The organism is Parabacteroides sp. 52, from assembly GCF_010500925.1.
Lineage (GTDB): Bacteria > Bacteroidota > Bacteroidia > Bacteroidales > Tannerellaceae > QVMG01.
In genome coordinates this window covers 314,222-329,272 of sequence record NZ_QVMG01000001.1, presented here as the reverse complement: position 1 = coordinate 329,272, position 15,051 = coordinate 314,222, and the positions used below count along the sequence as shown (strand labels likewise).

Sequence of the window (15,051 nt, the reverse complement as noted above, 5' to 3'; positions counted from 1 at the left end):
TAGTGTTAAACAAAGTATACGAGTTATTCGTTTTTTTGCAAATGAATGGATATTTGAGACTGCCTACGCGTACATTTGTCCCATAAAAGAGCATAATTATCTCAATTGATAAAAAAAAGAAGAGCAGGATTGTCTTCTCCCAACTTTTGTGAGCTCATTTCACTTCACTTGCTTTATAAATCCCTATTCAAAGTAAATGTCAGATGTTCGTAAGTCGAAAGAATGGAGAAAACAGAAATTTTGCAAAATCAAAGGGCTATACTCTTCTTTCCTTCTCATTCACTTTATCGAAAAGTGTGAAAAACATATCCACAATAACCCATCCTCCCAAAAACAACAAAGGCTGTAACTCCTTAGAATTACAGCCTTTTATGATAAGATAAAACTCTTTCTTATTTGCTTGCCTGCTCAATAGCAACCGCCACAGCCACAGTAGCACCTACCATCGGATTGTTACCCATTCCCAGGAATCCCATCATTTCTACGTGTGCAGGAACAGAGGAAGAACCAGCGAACTGAGCGTCACCGTGCATACGACCCATCGTGTCGGTCATACCATAGGAAGCCGGACCGGCAGCCATGTTGTCGGGGTGAAGGGTACGGCCTGTACCGCCACCGGAAGCTACGGAGAAATATTTACGACCGTTTTCGATACATTCTTTTTTGTATGTACCGGCAACAGGGTGCTGGAAGCGGGTAGGGTTGGTTGAGTTTCCTGTGATAGAAACGTCTACACCTTCTTTACGCATGATAGCAACACCTTCCCGTACATCGTCGGCACCGTAACATTTTACTTTGGCGCGAAGACCGTCCGAATAGGCTTTTTCTTTGATGACGTTTACTGCTCCTGTTTCGTAGTCAAACTGTGTTTGAACGTATGTAAACCCGTTGATACGAGAGATGATCATCGCAGCGTCTTTGCCTAAACCGTTCAGGATAACGCGAAGAGGTTCTTTACGTACCTTATTGGCCATTTCAGCAATCTTGATTGCTCCTTCAGCAGCAGCGAATGATTCGTGACCGGCAAGGAAAGCGAAACATTTGGTTTCTTCGCGCAACAGACGGGCAGCCAGGTTACCGTGACCGATACCTACTTTGCGGTCGTCGGCTACCGAACCATTGATACAGAATGACTGCAGGCCGATACCGATAGCTTCGGCTGCTTCGGCTGCATTGGTACATCCTTTTTTGATAGCGATGGCAGCACCTACCACATAGGCCCAACATGCGTTTTCGAAACAGATCGGTTGGGTTTCCTTACACATTGTATAAGGGTCGATACCTTTGGCATCGCAGATTGCTTTGGCGTCTTCGATGCTGTTGATACCATATTCTTTAAGAACCGCGTTGATATTATCGATACGACGGTCGTAACTTTCAAATAAAGCCATATTATTTTTTCTTTTTAAAATTCTTATAAACCAGGAATAAAGAGAAGAGAAGATTTAAAATAAGTACGCCGCCACAACATGCTACATAAAAGGCCATCCACGGTTTTTCCTGGGTCCACATAAAGTAGAGGACCGCAGTCGCGAGGGCTATCAGAAGGATGAGTACCGTAATGACGGTCATAAATATTTTTCTTCTATTCATGTCGAGGATCGATATATTTTGCTGCGTCTTTGAAACGACCATATGAACCTTTTGCTTTTTCCAAAGCTTCGTTCGCGTCTGTTCCTTTTTTTACCATATCCATGAATTTACCCATGTGAATAAATTCATATCCGATAACTTCGTCGTCGGCATCTACTGCCATGCGAGTACAATACCCTTCTGCCATTTCGAGGTAACGAGGTCCTTTGGCTAATGTACCGAACATGGTACCTACCTGGCTGCGCAAGCCTTTACCTAAGTCTTCCAGACCGGCTCCGATAGGCAGACCGCCTTCCGAGAAAGCCGATTGGGTACGACCGTAAACGATCTGTAAAAACAGTTCGCGCATGGCTGTGTTGATGGCATCACAAACGAGGTCGGTATTCAACGCTTCCAACAATGTTTTTCCTGGAAGAATTTCAGAACACATCGCTGCCGAGTGAGTCATTCCTGAGCAACCGATGGTTTCGATAAGTGCTTCCTGAATAATACCTTCTTTTACATTTAATGTAAGCTTACATGCACCCTGTTGGGGAGCACACCAGCCCACACCGTGAGTCAAACCTGAGATGTCAGTGATTTGGGTGGCTCTGACCCACTTTCCTTCTTCAGGAATCGGAGCATTCGGGTGATTCGCTCCTTTTTTTACAACACACATGTGTTGAACTTCATGTGAATAAATCATAATTGCTAATTTATTATTTAAGAATGATAATAATACATTTTCTACTCCTTTTGCATAAGACCATGCAAAGATAGAAGAATTAATTCATGTCTGCAATAATAGAATTTATTGTTTTGAGATAGTTTGGGGTTAAATTGCGTGACTAAACAAATTGCCGATAATCGTCGGCACAATTGCCGATATATATCAGCAAAATTGCCGACGATTGTCAGCAATTTTGCTGACGATTATCGGCAATTTTATTAGGGGGGAAGTGTATATTGTCCTTTATGAGTTTGTTTGCCAATGTTTCTTTAGTCTGTCCATGGCTTCGAGGGTGGCGGCTTTTTGTCCAAAGGCGGTCAGGCGGATAAAACCTTCTCCGTTTTCGCCGAATCCGACTCCGGGTGTTGTTATTATTTCTACCTCTTTTAACATCTTATCAAAGAAATGCCAGGAGGATACGTTTTCCGGTGTTTTAGCCCATATATAGGGGGCATTTACTCCTCCGTAGACCGTCAAACCGAGTTCTTCGAGCGTTTTTTTAATGATATGTGCATTTTCCATATAATAATGGATCGTTTCTTTTATTTGTTTTTGCCCTTCCGGGGAATAAACCGCTTCGGCTCCCCGCTGGGCAATATATGCCGTACCATTGAATTTGGTCGATTGCCGGCGGCTCCATAATTTATTGAGTGAATACATTTTACCATTTCTATCATACCCTTTCAATTCTTTGGGCACAACAGTGTATCCGCAGCGTACTCCCGTAAATCCGGCAGTTTTTGAAAAACTTCTGAATTCAATAGCCACCTCTTTGGCTCCTTCTATTTCGTAAATGCTGTGGGGGATATTTTTCTCTGTGATGAAAGCTTCATAAGCGGCGTCGAACAGGATCAATGACTTTTTCTTCCGTGCATAGTCCACCCAGGTTTTCAGTTGTTCTTTCGTCAGTGTGGTTCCGGTCGGGTTGTTCGGATAACAAAGGTAGATCATATCCACTTTGCCGACAGGGATTTCTGGTATGAATCCATTCGTATGAGTAGCCGGAAGATAAGATATCTTACGCCCAGCCATCTTGTTGGTGTCCATATAAACCGGATAAACCGGGTTGGTGATTGCTACCGTATTTTCCATACCCAATATATCCCCGATATTTCCGGTATCACTTTTGGCTCCGTCATTGATAAAAACTTCGTCGGCATCCAACGGAATGCCACGTGTGTTGAAATCATTTTTAATAATAGCCTCAATTAAAAAAGGATAACCCTTGTCGGGAGCATATCCATAGATTGTAGAAATATCCGCCATCTCATCGACAGCTTTATGCATTGCTTGTATTACCGCCGGAGCCAGGGGGCAGGTTATATCGCCAATGCCTAGACTGATTAGGGAGGCTTCCGGGTGTTCGCTTTTGTACAATGCGACTCTTTGGGCTATTTCAGAAAAGAGATAACTGTTTGATAAGGTGTTGAAGTATTCGTTTATAAGTACCATCTGTTAATTAATTAAGAAAAATGTGTATAAAGTTCCCCTTCGAATGTGGTTACAGCTTCACCGGTCATATATACCCGGTTGTTTTGCCTGTTCCATTCAATCTGCAATTCGCCACCCGGAAGTACGATGCTGGCTTTTCGCTCCAGGCGACCGGTAAAGACTCCGGCTACCAATACGGCACAGGCACCGGTTCCACAGGCTTGCGTTTCGCCCGTTCCACGTTCCCAAACCCGTACGTTTGCCTTTTGAGGAGATAAGATCTCTACAAACTCGACATTCGTACGTTCGGGGAACATCTTGGATAACTCAATCTTTTTACCTATATATATTAAATCGAAACGATCTATTTCATTACTGAAAATAACTGCATGAGGGTTTCCCATGGATACGCATGTTATTTCAAATTGTTCCGGACCGAAGTCTACTTTTTGCTGAATCACAGTGGGAGTGGTTGCCAGAACGGGGATTTTCTCTGCCTCCAGGATAGGTTCTCCCATATCTACGGATACCTGTCTGACTTTTCCGTTTTCGGGATATAATTGCAGGTATCTGATGCCCGCTTGGGTTTCGAGTGAGAGTGTTGTCTTGGAGGTCAATCCTTTGTCGAAAACATATTTTCCAACACAGCGGGAAGCATTTCCACACATTTGTGCTTCCGAACCGTCAGGGTTAAACATGCGCATACGAAAATCAGCCACATCGGAAGGCATGATTAAAACCAAGCCATCGGAACCAATTCCTTTATGACGGTCGCTGATACGAATAGCTAATTCTCCCGGATTGTCTATGGGGGTGTCGAAACAATTCATGTAAACATAATCGTTGCCGATACCATGCATTTTTGTGAATATCATTTTTCTTTTGTTTTGATTGATTTTGCGACAAAAAGAAATAAATACATTGCAAAAATGAGCGAAATATTTTTCTGCGGCAAGTGTTTTTGACTCAAGGATTGTTTCTAGAAGGCGTATGTGTGAAAGTATAACTAAAACGACTGTATTAGGATTGTTTTGTAAGTATTTTACTTTAATATTAATGAATTTGTAGTAATTGTAAGGTGTGGATGAATTAAAAAGGAGGAAGATCTTATGGGGCGTGTTCTCTTGGGTGTATTTGCTTGGTTGGGAAATAAAAAAACGGAGGCACTCATGCTGGGTGCCTCCGTTTGCGTATAAAAGTAAGATCTTTTTTATTTCAGTAGTTCGGCCAGTTTAGCTTCCAGCTTTTCTCCCCGAAGACTTTTGGCAACGATGGTTCCGTCTTTGTCGACCAATACGGTATGGGGGATACTGTTCACGCCATACAAAGCAGCTCCTGCGTTTTTCCAGTATTGGAGGTCGGAGAGTTGCGGCCAGGTCATATGCAGGTCTTCCAATCCTTTTTTCCAGGCATCTTCGGCGCGATCCAAAGATATTCCGACGATTTCGAAGTCTTTTCCTTTGTATTCTTTATACAAACCTACCAGGTGAGGCATATCTGCCCGGCAGGGAGGACACCAGGAAGCCCAAAAGTCGATAAGTACGACCTTGCCATTTCCTACATATTCCGACAGTTTATGCATTTTTCCGTCCAAGCCTGCCATTTCAAAGTCGGTAAACTTTTTACCGATGGCTACTTTCTCCAATATTTCCAAGTGCTCGATCATTTTATCAATGCCGGGAACCGATTTGAAAGCCTCGCTGGCTTTGGCAACGATTTCTCTTCTTTCATTTTCTTCCAGGGAGTAGCGGAAATCGGAAAATAGTTTAGCTGCTATTTGTTTGTCCGCATGGGTATACAGGAATTCTTTGATTTTGGCGTTGGTAGCCTCTTCCATTTCTTCGTACCGTTTTTCCGCAGCGGCAACAATTTCTTTGTTCTCCGAGCGGGCATCTTCGAAAATTTGTTTTGAGTCGGCACGGAGTTGTTTTAATGCTGTTTGCAATGCATAATACGCATCGTTTTCAGGATTTCCTTTTACGGAAGGGGTCTCTGATAATTCAACAGATAGTTTACTGTTGTCCAAAGTCAGAAGAGCAGTGTAAGGAGCCACCTCTCCTGTACCGACACGTTGCTTTTCAACAACACCTTCGGCAAAGCGAATCGTGTAAAGCTGCGGCACGTCTTGTACTCCGGAAAAGGCAAAAGAGCCGTTTTCTACCAATATACTATCCGTAGGGACAGCGTCGGGGCCGTAGGGATAGAGGTAAACATAATTTCCGTTTAAGTTGGTGTCTGATACTGTACCGGTGATTTTATATTCCGGTTGTTGGCTACATGCCGTTACCAATAAGGCAAATGCAGCGAATGCAAAAAACTTTTTCATAAACTTTTATTCTCTTTTGGTGAAATATATGCGAAGGTATGGTATTCCCTTCGTATTTAGGTTATTTTGACGGAAGAAAATGAAACAGGATAGACAGATAACACCGAAAAGTGATGAAAAGAGAGGCTTCAGGAGTGTTCGCAGAGGAATCGTATTAAAAAATGTATAAAACATCGCTTTTTTTTCATGACTTCCGATTAAATCGTACTTTTGTATTGTTATTTACTATAAACCTGTATGGATACTGAAAAGAAAGAGAATAAAGAAATAAATAAACTTTCCCTGTTGATTGTGGCTATTGTTGTCCTGTTATTGATAATAGGTGGTGCGGCTTATTATATTTTCCAACAGAAAAGACAGATGGAAGACATCATGCAGGGGTATGAGTTGGATAAGGAGATGTTATCTGATGAATACAATGAACTGTCGATTCAATATGAAGGTTTCCGGTTTCAGGTGAATAATGATTCCCTGGTGGCTCAGTTGACAACCGAGCAGGCGAAGGTACAACGTTTGCAGGAAGAATTGCGCACTGTTAAGGCTACGGATACCCGTCGTATCAATGAGTTAAAGAAAGAATTGGAGACCTTGCGTAAGATTATGCGTAATTATGTGATTCAGATCGATTCTTTAAACCGGGAGAATGAATTATTGAAAGAAGAAAACAAACAAGTGGTTACCCGTTACCGCCAGGCTACCTCACAGGCGGCAAACCTGCAAAAAGAAAAAGAAAAATTATCGGAACGGGTGACTTTGGCCAGCCGTCTGGATGCTACCGGTATCACTGTTAATCCGGTGAATAAACGGGGCAAAACGGTGAAGAAGATCAAACAGATGGAACAATTTGTGGTTTCATTCAAAATATCCAAAAACATCACGGCACCCGTTGGGGAGAAGACTGTATATATCCGTATTATGAAACCCGATGACGATGTTCTGATCAAGAGCCGCGTCAATGTATTCTCTTTTGAAGGCAGTGAAATAAACTATTCCATGAAACGAATCATAGAATATGATGGGGAAGAGGTACCTGTTACCCTTTACTGGGATATTGAAGAATTCCTTTCTCCCGGGACGTACAGGGTAGATATATTTGCCGACGGGAATCATATAGGACGAACTACATTTAATCTGGATAGTTAAAGAAAACCTCTATGCGTGTTGTGGATCCTCTTTTTGTGCAGTTGTTGGCTGATATGCCTGAAGCACTTGTGCAGGATGACGCTTTCTTGCACGATTTGCATGCGTATGCCGATGTGGTTACCGTAAAAAAAGGGGAGTATCTGCTCCATACCGGAGAACTTTGTCAAAATGCTTATTTTATAAATAAAGGCGTTTATATCAATCAATTTATAAATGAAAAAGGAGAAGAGATTATTGTGGGATTTTCTTCCGATAGCTTTTGTCCTTTTCTTTCGGCCATCAGTTATATAACGGAGGTTCCTTCCGAATTTGAGATAAAAGCCCTAGAAGAGGGGGAACTGATACGTTTCTCACGTATTCATTTGGAAAAACTATCCCAAAAATATCCATTGTTTACTCATTATTATCAACAGGCGTTGATGGCAATTATCACAAAATTATATACGATCTCCGCTCTTCGCCAATCTTGTACGGCAGAGGAGTTTATGACTTATTTGTATACCAACCATATCACATTAATAAACCGGGCTCCGGATAAATGCATTGCCCGTTTTATGGGAATCAGTACCTCCTGGTATTGTAAGTTAAAAAAGCGCATCCTTAATTGAATTAGTTCAACTTTTAATTCGTTTTAATCCTATACTTTTGCAACGGATATTCATCTATTTGTTGCAGGAGAAATGCATCATGCTGTGATTTTTGAACAATCTTTTATGAGGGAGTGTTTGATTGAAACAGAGGGTTAAAAAACAGGAAAAAAAACATACAGATGAAACATATAATTGTTTTAATTGCGATAGGTTGGGGATGGGCAGGAGGAATGGCGGCTCAGCAGACATTGAGTCTGGAAGAATGTCGTCAACTAGCTATCCGGAATAATAAGGAACTGCAAATATCCAAGGAAAAGGTGAAGATGGCCGGTTACGAAAGAAAGGCGGCGATGACAAAGTATTTTCCGCAGGTATCGGCCATGGGAGGGTATTTATGGAATCAAAAGGATATCAACCTGTTTGATTTCAGTCAGCTTGGTGCAGCGGGGGCTCTTGTACCGCAAGGTGTTAAGGATGCATTGCATTTGGATATTCAACATATATGGTTGGGAGATATATCATTGGTACAACCCGTATTTATGGGAGGGAAGATCATTTCTTATAATCAGATTACAGAATATGCCCGTCAGATAGCCGAATCAATGAATGACCTGCAATTGCAACATATTATTTATCAAACGGATGAGACCTACTGGCAGGTGATATCCTTGATTCATAAAAAGAAACTGGCCGACTCGTATGTAGACTTATTACGTAAAATGAATAAGGATGTACAGGCGATGATAGAAGAAGGGGTGGCGACAGAGGCTGAAGGTCTTTCGGTTCGTGTTAAGCTCAATGAGGCAGAAATGACACAGACAAAGGTGGACAACGGCTTGGCGCTTTCCCGTATGTTGCTTGCCCAGATCTGCGGATTACCCATAGAGCAGCCTTTGCGGTTGGCGGATGAATCCATAGAGAACTTCCCGGTACAGGTGAATCCGGTGCCAACAGATATTAATGAGGCATTTGAAAACAGGGAGGAACTGAAAAGTCTGGAGTTATTAACCCGCATTTATGAAAGAAAAGAAAGGATTGTTTGGGCGGATATGTTACCCAATGTATCCCTGATGGCCAATTATTTAGTGACAAATCCCAATGCACATAACGGTTTTAAAAATGATTTTTCCGGCATGTTTAATGTGGGAGTAGTTCTGAAGGTTCCTCTTACCGGATGGTGGGAAGGCAGTTATAAACGAAATTCGGCACGTGCAGAGACGCATATACAGCGGTTAGAGTTGGAAAACACCCGGGAGAAGATCCTATTGGAAGTGAATCAATCGGTCTATAAGGTGAATGAAGCCGGGAAGAAATTAACGGCATCGACCCGCCATATGGAGATGGCAGAGGAGAATTTACGTCATGCCAACGATGGTTTCGAGGAAGGTGTTATACCGGCATTGAACCTGATGGAAGCACAAACAGCATGGGTGCAAGCACGTTCTCAACTGATTGATGCCCAGATAGAAATGAAACTGACGGATGTCTACCTGACAAAGGCGTTAGGCAAATGGAAGGTGAAGGGGGAATGAAGAGGGAAAAAATGAAAAATGAGGAGAAGAATAAATAAGAATACAGATATGGACGAAAAAAAGAAATTTACAATCAGCAATATGATGCTTGCTTTTATCACGGTATTGGTGGTGATAGGAGGGGTGGCATTGGCCGGATTCTTTTTGTTGACACCTCCGGATGATTTCCTTATGGGGCAGGCGGAAGCGACTCAAGTACGTATATCCAGCAAGGTCCCCGGGCGGGTGGATACTTATTATGCAAAAGAAGGAGATAAGGTGAAGGCTGGCGACACCTTGGTATTTCTCAGTACACCGGATGTGAGAGCCAAACTGCAACAGGCGGAAGCAGCCCGTTCAGCCGCGGAAGCACAACGAATGAAAGCAATCAAAGGAGCCCGTGCCCAAGAGATAACGGGTGTTTATGAATTGTGGCAGAAAGCGGTTGCCGGCTTGGATATTGCCCAGAAGTCCTATGAACGGGTACAAAACCTATATAATAAAGGGGTTATGTCTGCACAGAAACGAGATGAGGCAGAGGCTAATTATCATGCGATGGTGGCTACTGAAAAAGCTGCCCGTTCTCAGTATGATATGGCTCGGGAAGGGGCTCGCCAGGAAGATAAAATGGCAGCTGCCGCTTTGGTTCAACAAGCAGGTGGTGCTGTAGCAGAGGTTGAGTCTTATATAGATGAGGGTACTTTATTTTCACCCATTAACGGGGAGATTACCGAACGTTTCCCGCAAATAGGGGAGTTGGTAGGTACGGGGGCACCTATAATGAATGTGGTTGATCTGAATGATATGTGGGTCACTTTCAGTGTGCAAGAAGAATTATTGAAGAATATCCGAATCGGATCGGAACTGAATGCTTTTATTCCGGCATTGGGAGATAAAGCCATAAAATTAAAAGTCTATTATATGAAAGATATGGGGTCGTATGCTGCATGGAAAGCAACGAAAACAACCGGACAATATGACTCAAAGACTTTTGAAGTACGTGCACGTCCTTGTGACCGGATCGAAGGACTACGCCCCGGTATGTCTGTTATCATGAAGAAAAAAGGAACAGAAATCTTATGACAATTAGGCAGGGCATAAAGAATATCCGCGTAGTTGTCAAACGTGAGATGAAGCGATTGGTTTCCCATCCGCTTTATTTCTTCTGTATGTTGATAGCTCCGGTTTTTAGTGTTGTCTTCTTTCTTACGTTGATGCAAGAGGGCTTACCTACGAATATGCCTGTGGCGGTAGTCGATTTGGATAATACAGCAACCTCCCGCAACCTGATCCGCCAGTTGGATGCCTTTGAACAGACAGCCGTAGCCTTTCAAACAACCTCTTTTACGGAAGCTCGGCAGGAGGTTCAGAAAGGGAATGTATATGGTATATTTTATATCCCTTCGGGTTTTTCGGTGGAAGCTTCTACCGGAAAACAACCTCAATTGTCTTTTTATACCAATGCTTCTTATCTGATAGCCGCTTCTTTGTTGTTTCGGGATATGAAAACAATGTCTGTATTGGCTGGTGCTGCGGTCGGATTACAGACGGGTACAGCCAAGGGATATACAAAAGAACAGATCATGGGGCAATTGCAACCGATCGTTGTCGATACGCACGCGATAGGAAACCCTTGGTTGAATTATTCGATTTATCTGAATAATATTATGCCATTAGGTGTTTTGCAATTGTTGATCTTCCTGATAACGGTGTTTAGTATAGGAACGGAAATAAAATATGCGACCTCTCGTAAATGGTTGCAGAGCGGAGAGCATTCACTGCTTGTTGCATTGATAGGAAAGCTTTTGCCTCATACGATTATTTTTACGATGGTTGGTTTTTTGATAGCGGCCATCTTGTATGGATTCAATTCATTCCCGTTGCATAACGGATGGCTCCCAATGTTGGTTGCTTTGTTCTTGTTGGTGATAGCTTCCCAGGCGATGGGGGTTTTTATGATAGGTGTATTGCCGACTCTTCGTTTAGGTTTAAGTTTTGCCAGCTTGTTTGGTATGTTGGCTTTCTCCTTTGTCGGTTTGTCGTATCCGGTATTGGATATGTATCCACCTATACAGGCTTTAGCAACTCTTTTTCCCCTGCGCCATTATTTTCTGATCTATGTGGATCAGGCATTGAACGGGCGTGACTTGATTTATTCCTGGTCGGAATATGTCTGGTTATTGGGTTTCCTTATCCTCCCCTTATTCATTGGTAAGAACCTGCAAAAGGCATTGTTGTCATTCAGGTATATGCCTTAAAAACAGAGAAAATGAAAAGAGAACATCGTCTACATTATATCATAAAAGAGGGTATTCTGGATACATTTCATGTCTGGAAGGAAGAGTTGAAGAATGTATTCAAGGATAATGGGGTCATGATTTTCTTTTTCCTCGTACCGCTGGTTTATCCTGTTTTATATACCGTTATCTACAATAAAGAGGTTGTACACAAAGCCAAAATGGTTGTTGTTGATCCATGTGATACGTACCTGAGCCGTGAGTTTATCCGTCGTGTGAATGCTACAGCGGATGTGCAGGTGGTAGGGGTGGTTGCTGATATGGAGGTGGCCAAACAAATGGTGGATAAGAAAGAAGCGTATGGCATTTTACTTTTCCCCTCAGACTTCAGCAAAGATATGCATGAAGGTCGCCAGGCAACGGTCTCTTTGTATAGTGATATGAGTTCGCTTTTATTTTATAAAGCTTTTCTTTTGTCGGCAACGGAGGTATCGCTGAACCTGGGAAAAGAATGGAATGCGTGTAACCGTCCGGCGTCGACAGAGCAGTTGCAGCAGATTACTGTAAACCCTATTCCGTATGAGTCTGTAACTCTGTTTAATACGCAGAATGGCTTCGCCAGCTTTCTTTTACCGGCTATCTTGGTATTAGTCATACAGCAGACCTTGGTTCTGGGGATTGGTATGTTAGGAGGAACCACCCGGGAGAGAAATCGTTTCCGAAGCCTGGTGCCGATGGATAGACATTATGAAGGTACCTTGCGTGTGGTTTTGGGAAAGGCGTTGGCTTATATCGTATTGTATGTGCCTGTTTGTTTTTGGGCCTTGGCTGTTGTACCCCGTCTTTTCACTTTGCCGCAGGTGGGTTTTCCCACTACAGTGGTTTTGTTTGTCTTGCCTTATTTGTTTGCTTGTATTTTCTTTTCCATGACTTTGTCCGGTTTCATGACCTCGCGTGAATCGCCTATGTTGGTATTTGTTTTTACCTCCGTTGTGTTTTTGTTTCTCTCAGGGGTGTCCTGGCCCAAGGAGGCTATTCCTCCTTTCTGGAATGCCTTTGCTTATTTGATTCCTTCTACGCCAGGTATACAAGGGTTTATCCGGATAAATACCTCTGGAGCAACTCTGCACGAGGTTGCTCATGCGTATCGGACATTATGGATACAGGCAGGAGTATACTTTATCACAGCTTGTCTGGTTTACCGCTACCAGCTTATACGCAACCGACGTATCATAGAAAAGAAATACCACTCCCTGAAGTGGGCGCGTGAGGGACGAAAAACCGTATAGATTTTAATTTAAGATAACTTTTCTATCTCTTTTAACCAAAGTGTAGCAGTCGCATCACTGGGCATGCGCCAATCCCCCCGGGGAGAGAGGCTGATGCTTCCTACTTTCGGACCATCCGGCAGGCAGTTTCTTTTGAATTGTTGTTGGAAGAAACGGCGGAAAAATGTATGCAGCCAGGTAAGGATCACTTCTTTCTCGTATATTCCTTGAAAGGCGAGCTGTGCCAGGTAATAAATTTTAGAAGGGGAAGAACCGAAGCGCATAAAATGATAGAGAAAAAAGTCATGTAGTTCGTAAGGTCCCACCAGGTCTTCTGTTTTTTGTTTTATATCACCGTTTTCATCTGCCGGGATAAGTTCCGGACTGATCGGAGTCTCTATGATATCCTGCAACGTTTTGTGGGATGTCTCGTCCACTTTGTATTGGGCAATCCACCCCACCAGGTATTTTACCAATGTTTTGGGAATGCTGCTGTTTACCCCATACATCGACATATGGTCACCGTTGTAAGTCGCCCATCCCAATGCCAGTTCAGAGATATCACCGGTTCCGATAACCAGGGCGTTTTCCTGATTGGCAATATCCATAAGAAGTTGCGTTCGTTCACGAGCCTGGCTGTTTTCATAGGTGATGTCATGTTTGTTTATATCATGATCGATATCCTTAAAGTGTTGTATGCAGGCTTCTTTAATGGAAATCTCCCGGAAGCTTACCCCCAGGGAATGAATCAGATCGACTGCGTTGGTGTATGTCCGGTTTGTCGTGCCAAATCCCGGCATAGTGATCCCGATTATCAGTTTACGTGGAATCTTTAATAGGTCAAAGGTCATGACTGTCACTAACAATGCCAGTGTGGAATCCAATCCTCCGGATATACCGATTACGGCTTTCTGTATTTTTGTATGCGTCAGACGTTGGGCAAGGCCTGCCACCTGTATCTGGAAGATCTCTTCACAGCGGTTGTTTAATGCATCACCGGAAGGAAGGAAGGGATGGCGGTTGACCGGGCGTGTCAGTATAAACCCGGAAGAACTTTCTGTTGATTCAAAAGCGACTTGCCTTGTTTTTTCCGGAAGCAGGAAACCGCCTTTCATGAAACTACTGTTTACCTCCCTGTCGTGTTGCAGGTTATCAATATCTATTTCACTAATGATAAGTTGTTCCTCTGTGGAGAAGCGTTCGGCTTCCTGTATTATCGTTCCGTTTTCCGCAATAAGTGAGCTGCCGGCAAAAACCAAATCGGTAGTGGATTCTCCAAAGCCGGAAGCTGCATATACATAACCGGCGATACAACGTGCGGATTGTTGACAAACTAATTGTCTCCGATATGCATGTTTGCCTGTCAATTCATTGCTGGCGGATAGATTGACAATAATATTAGCTCCTAGCATAGCTAACAGAGAACTGGGAGGAACAGGCATCCAGAGGTCTTCACATATCTCCACTCCAATATGCACTTTGCCTGCAGAGAAAAGCAAGGAACTATTTAATGGGTAGTCCGTTTCACCTATCCGGACCTTGTCATTCCGTAGTTCGAGTGAAGAGGTAAACCAACGTTGTTCCTGAAATTCTTTATAATTTGGTACATAGGTCTTGGCAACAACTCCCCGTATTTTTCCTTTCTGAAATCCGATGGCGGCATTGATCAGGCGATTCTCTGTCGCCAAAGGCATCCCGACAAAAGTCAGTATATCCAGGTCTTTGGTTTGTTCAATTAAGTTGAGTACGGCTTTTTCCGCTTCCTGCAATAAGCTCTGTTGCATAAATAGATCCATGCAGGTGTAGGCTGTTACCGATAATTCGGGAAATGCGATTACTTCTACCCCTTTTTGAGAGGCCTGACGCATAAGTTTTTCGATTTGTTGAATATTATAACTACAATCTGCCACACGTACTAAAGGTGTAGCAGCAGCGACTTTAATAAATCCGTATTTCATACTTTATACTATGTATTGGGTTTCAAAGATAGATATTTTTTATTAATAGATTGATTCCTGTCAATGAATAGAAAATGAGAATATGAAAAAGGAATATATATAAAATTAGAAATAAAATAGTGAAATAGTAATAGAATACTTAAAATAGTTGCGTATATTTGCAAATGCTTAAACCATAAGAAGTAAGAAGTTGGCTATGGGAAGCTAATCTAAAGAAACGAAAGTGTTAAGCAATAGGTAGGTGTGATTGTTTATTATATCATGAAAATAATAATGCTTAATCTG

12 protein-coding genes are annotated in these 15,051 nt (G+C 42.6%); 6 read left to right on the top strand and 6 right to left on the bottom strand.

All coding sequences use genetic code 11. From position 1 onward, the window contains the following. Nucleotides 1-392: 392 nt before the first annotated feature. The 5 genes from D0T51_RS01330 to D0T51_RS01310 form a co-directional block, all read right to left on the bottom strand. Nucleotides 393-1,391, bottom strand: coding sequence for a GGGtGRT protein (locus D0T51_RS01330; RefSeq protein WP_163724123.1), 999 nt, complete (start codon nucleotides 1,389-1,391; stop codon nucleotides 393-395). Nucleotides 1,392-1,585: 194 nt separating this feature from the next. Continuing rightward, a complete protein-coding gene (locus tag D0T51_RS01325) occupies nucleotides 1,586-2,278 on the bottom strand; it encodes an iron-sulfur cluster assembly scaffold protein (RefSeq protein ID WP_163724121.1) in 693 nt (230 codons plus the stop codon). Between the two features lie 267 nt (nucleotides 2,279-2,545). Then, entirely contained in the window at nucleotides 2,546-3,754 is a 1,209-nt protein-coding gene (locus D0T51_RS01320; protein ID WP_163724119.1) for an LL-diaminopimelate aminotransferase, read from the bottom strand. A gap of 11 nt (nucleotides 3,755-3,765) precedes the next feature. Then, on the bottom strand, nucleotides 3,766-4,608 hold the full coding sequence (gene dapF, locus D0T51_RS01315; RefSeq protein ID WP_163724117.1) for a diaminopimelate epimerase: 843 nt from the start codon (nucleotides 4,606-4,608) through the stop codon (nucleotides 3,766-3,768). Between the two features lie 335 nt (nucleotides 4,609-4,943). After that, entirely contained in the window at nucleotides 4,944-6,059 is a 1,116-nt protein-coding gene (locus D0T51_RS01310; RefSeq protein WP_163724115.1) for a TlpA disulfide reductase family protein, read from the bottom strand. 237 nt (nucleotides 6,060-6,296) lie between these two features. Here D0T51_RS01310 and D0T51_RS01305 point away from each other — a divergent pair, with 237 nt between their 5' ends. The 6 genes from D0T51_RS01305 (at nucleotide 6,297) to D0T51_RS01280 (ending at nucleotide 12,829) form a co-directional block, all read left to right on the top strand. After that, nucleotides 6,297-7,202, top strand: a complete 906-nt coding sequence (locus tag D0T51_RS01305) for a hypothetical protein (protein ID WP_163724113.1) — start codon at nucleotides 6,297-6,299, stop codon at nucleotides 7,200-7,202. 11 nt (nucleotides 7,203-7,213) lie between these two features. Next, entirely contained in the window at nucleotides 7,214-7,810 is a 597-nt protein-coding gene (locus tag D0T51_RS01300; protein ID WP_163724111.1) for a Crp/Fnr family transcriptional regulator, read from the top strand. A 161-nt stretch (nucleotides 7,811-7,971) separates the two neighbouring features. Next, on the top strand, nucleotides 7,972-9,324 hold the full coding sequence (locus D0T51_RS01295) for a TolC family protein (protein WP_163724109.1): 1,353 nt from the start codon (nucleotides 7,972-7,974) through the stop codon (nucleotides 9,322-9,324). Between the two features lie 48 nt (nucleotides 9,325-9,372). Then, the gene (locus tag D0T51_RS01290; protein WP_163724627.1) at nucleotides 9,373-10,386 is read left to right on the top strand and encodes an HlyD family secretion protein; all 1,014 of its coding nucleotides are present in this window, start codon (nucleotides 9,373-9,375) and stop codon (nucleotides 10,384-10,386) included. After that, nucleotides 10,383-11,561 carry an ABC transporter permease gene (locus D0T51_RS01285; protein WP_163724107.1) on the top strand — a complete coding sequence of 393 codons (1,179 nt, stop codon included), beginning with the start codon at nucleotides 10,383-10,385 and terminating at the stop codon, nucleotides 11,559-11,561. Before D0T51_RS01290 ends, D0T51_RS01285 begins: the two co-directional genes overlap by 4 nt. 11 nt (nucleotides 11,562-11,572) lie before the next feature. Beyond that, nucleotides 11,573-12,829 carry an ABC transporter permease gene (locus D0T51_RS01280; RefSeq protein WP_163724104.1) on the top strand — a complete coding sequence of 419 codons (1,257 nt, stop codon included), beginning with the start codon at nucleotides 11,573-11,575 and terminating at the stop codon, nucleotides 12,827-12,829. A gap of 8 nt (nucleotides 12,830-12,837) precedes the next feature. Here D0T51_RS01280 and D0T51_RS01275 read toward each other — a convergent pair whose 3' ends face one another. Beyond that, nucleotides 12,838-14,766: an NAD(+) synthase gene (locus tag D0T51_RS01275; RefSeq protein ID WP_163724102.1), complete on the bottom strand. Its 1,929-nt coding sequence runs from the start codon at nucleotides 14,764-14,766 to the stop codon at nucleotides 12,838-12,840. Nucleotides 14,767-15,051: the final 285 nt, after the last annotated feature.

Excerpts from the sequence above, each read along its gene's own strand:
- D0T51_RS01330 (WP_163724123.1), bottom strand. The coding sequence starts at position 1,391 with ATGGCTTTATTTGAAAGTTACGACCGTCGTATCGATAATATCAACGCG.
- D0T51_RS01325 (WP_163724121.1), bottom strand. The coding sequence starts at position 2,278 with ATGATTTATTCACATGAAGTTCAACACATGTGTGTTGTAAAAAAAGGA.
- D0T51_RS01320 (WP_163724119.1), bottom strand. The coding sequence starts at position 3,754 with ATGGTACTTATAAACGAATACTTCAACACCTTATCAAACAGTTATCTC.
- dapF (WP_163724117.1), bottom strand. The coding sequence starts at position 4,608 with ATGATATTCACAAAAATGCATGGTATCGGCAACGATTATGTTTACATG.
- D0T51_RS01310 (WP_163724115.1), bottom strand. The coding sequence starts at position 6,059 with ATGAAAAAGTTTTTTGCATTCGCTGCATTTGCCTTATTGGTAACGGCA.
- D0T51_RS01305 (WP_163724113.1), top strand. The coding sequence starts at position 6,297 with ATGGATACTGAAAAGAAAGAGAATAAAGAAATAAATAAACTTTCCCTG.
- D0T51_RS01300 (WP_163724111.1), top strand. The coding sequence starts at position 7,214 with ATGCGTGTTGTGGATCCTCTTTTTGTGCAGTTGTTGGCTGATATGCCT.
- D0T51_RS01295 (WP_163724109.1), top strand. The coding sequence starts at position 7,972 with ATGAAACATATAATTGTTTTAATTGCGATAGGTTGGGGATGGGCAGGA.
- D0T51_RS01290 (WP_163724627.1), top strand. The coding sequence starts at position 9,373 with ATGGACGAAAAAAAGAAATTTACAATCAGCAATATGATGCTTGCTTTT.
- D0T51_RS01285 (WP_163724107.1), top strand. The coding sequence starts at position 10,383 with ATGACAATTAGGCAGGGCATAAAGAATATCCGCGTAGTTGTCAAACGT.
- D0T51_RS01280 (WP_163724104.1), top strand. The coding sequence starts at position 11,573 with ATGAAAAGAGAACATCGTCTACATTATATCATAAAAGAGGGTATTCTG.
- D0T51_RS01275 (WP_163724102.1), bottom strand. The coding sequence starts at position 14,766 with ATGAAATACGGATTTATTAAAGTCGCTGCTGCTACACCTTTAGTACGT.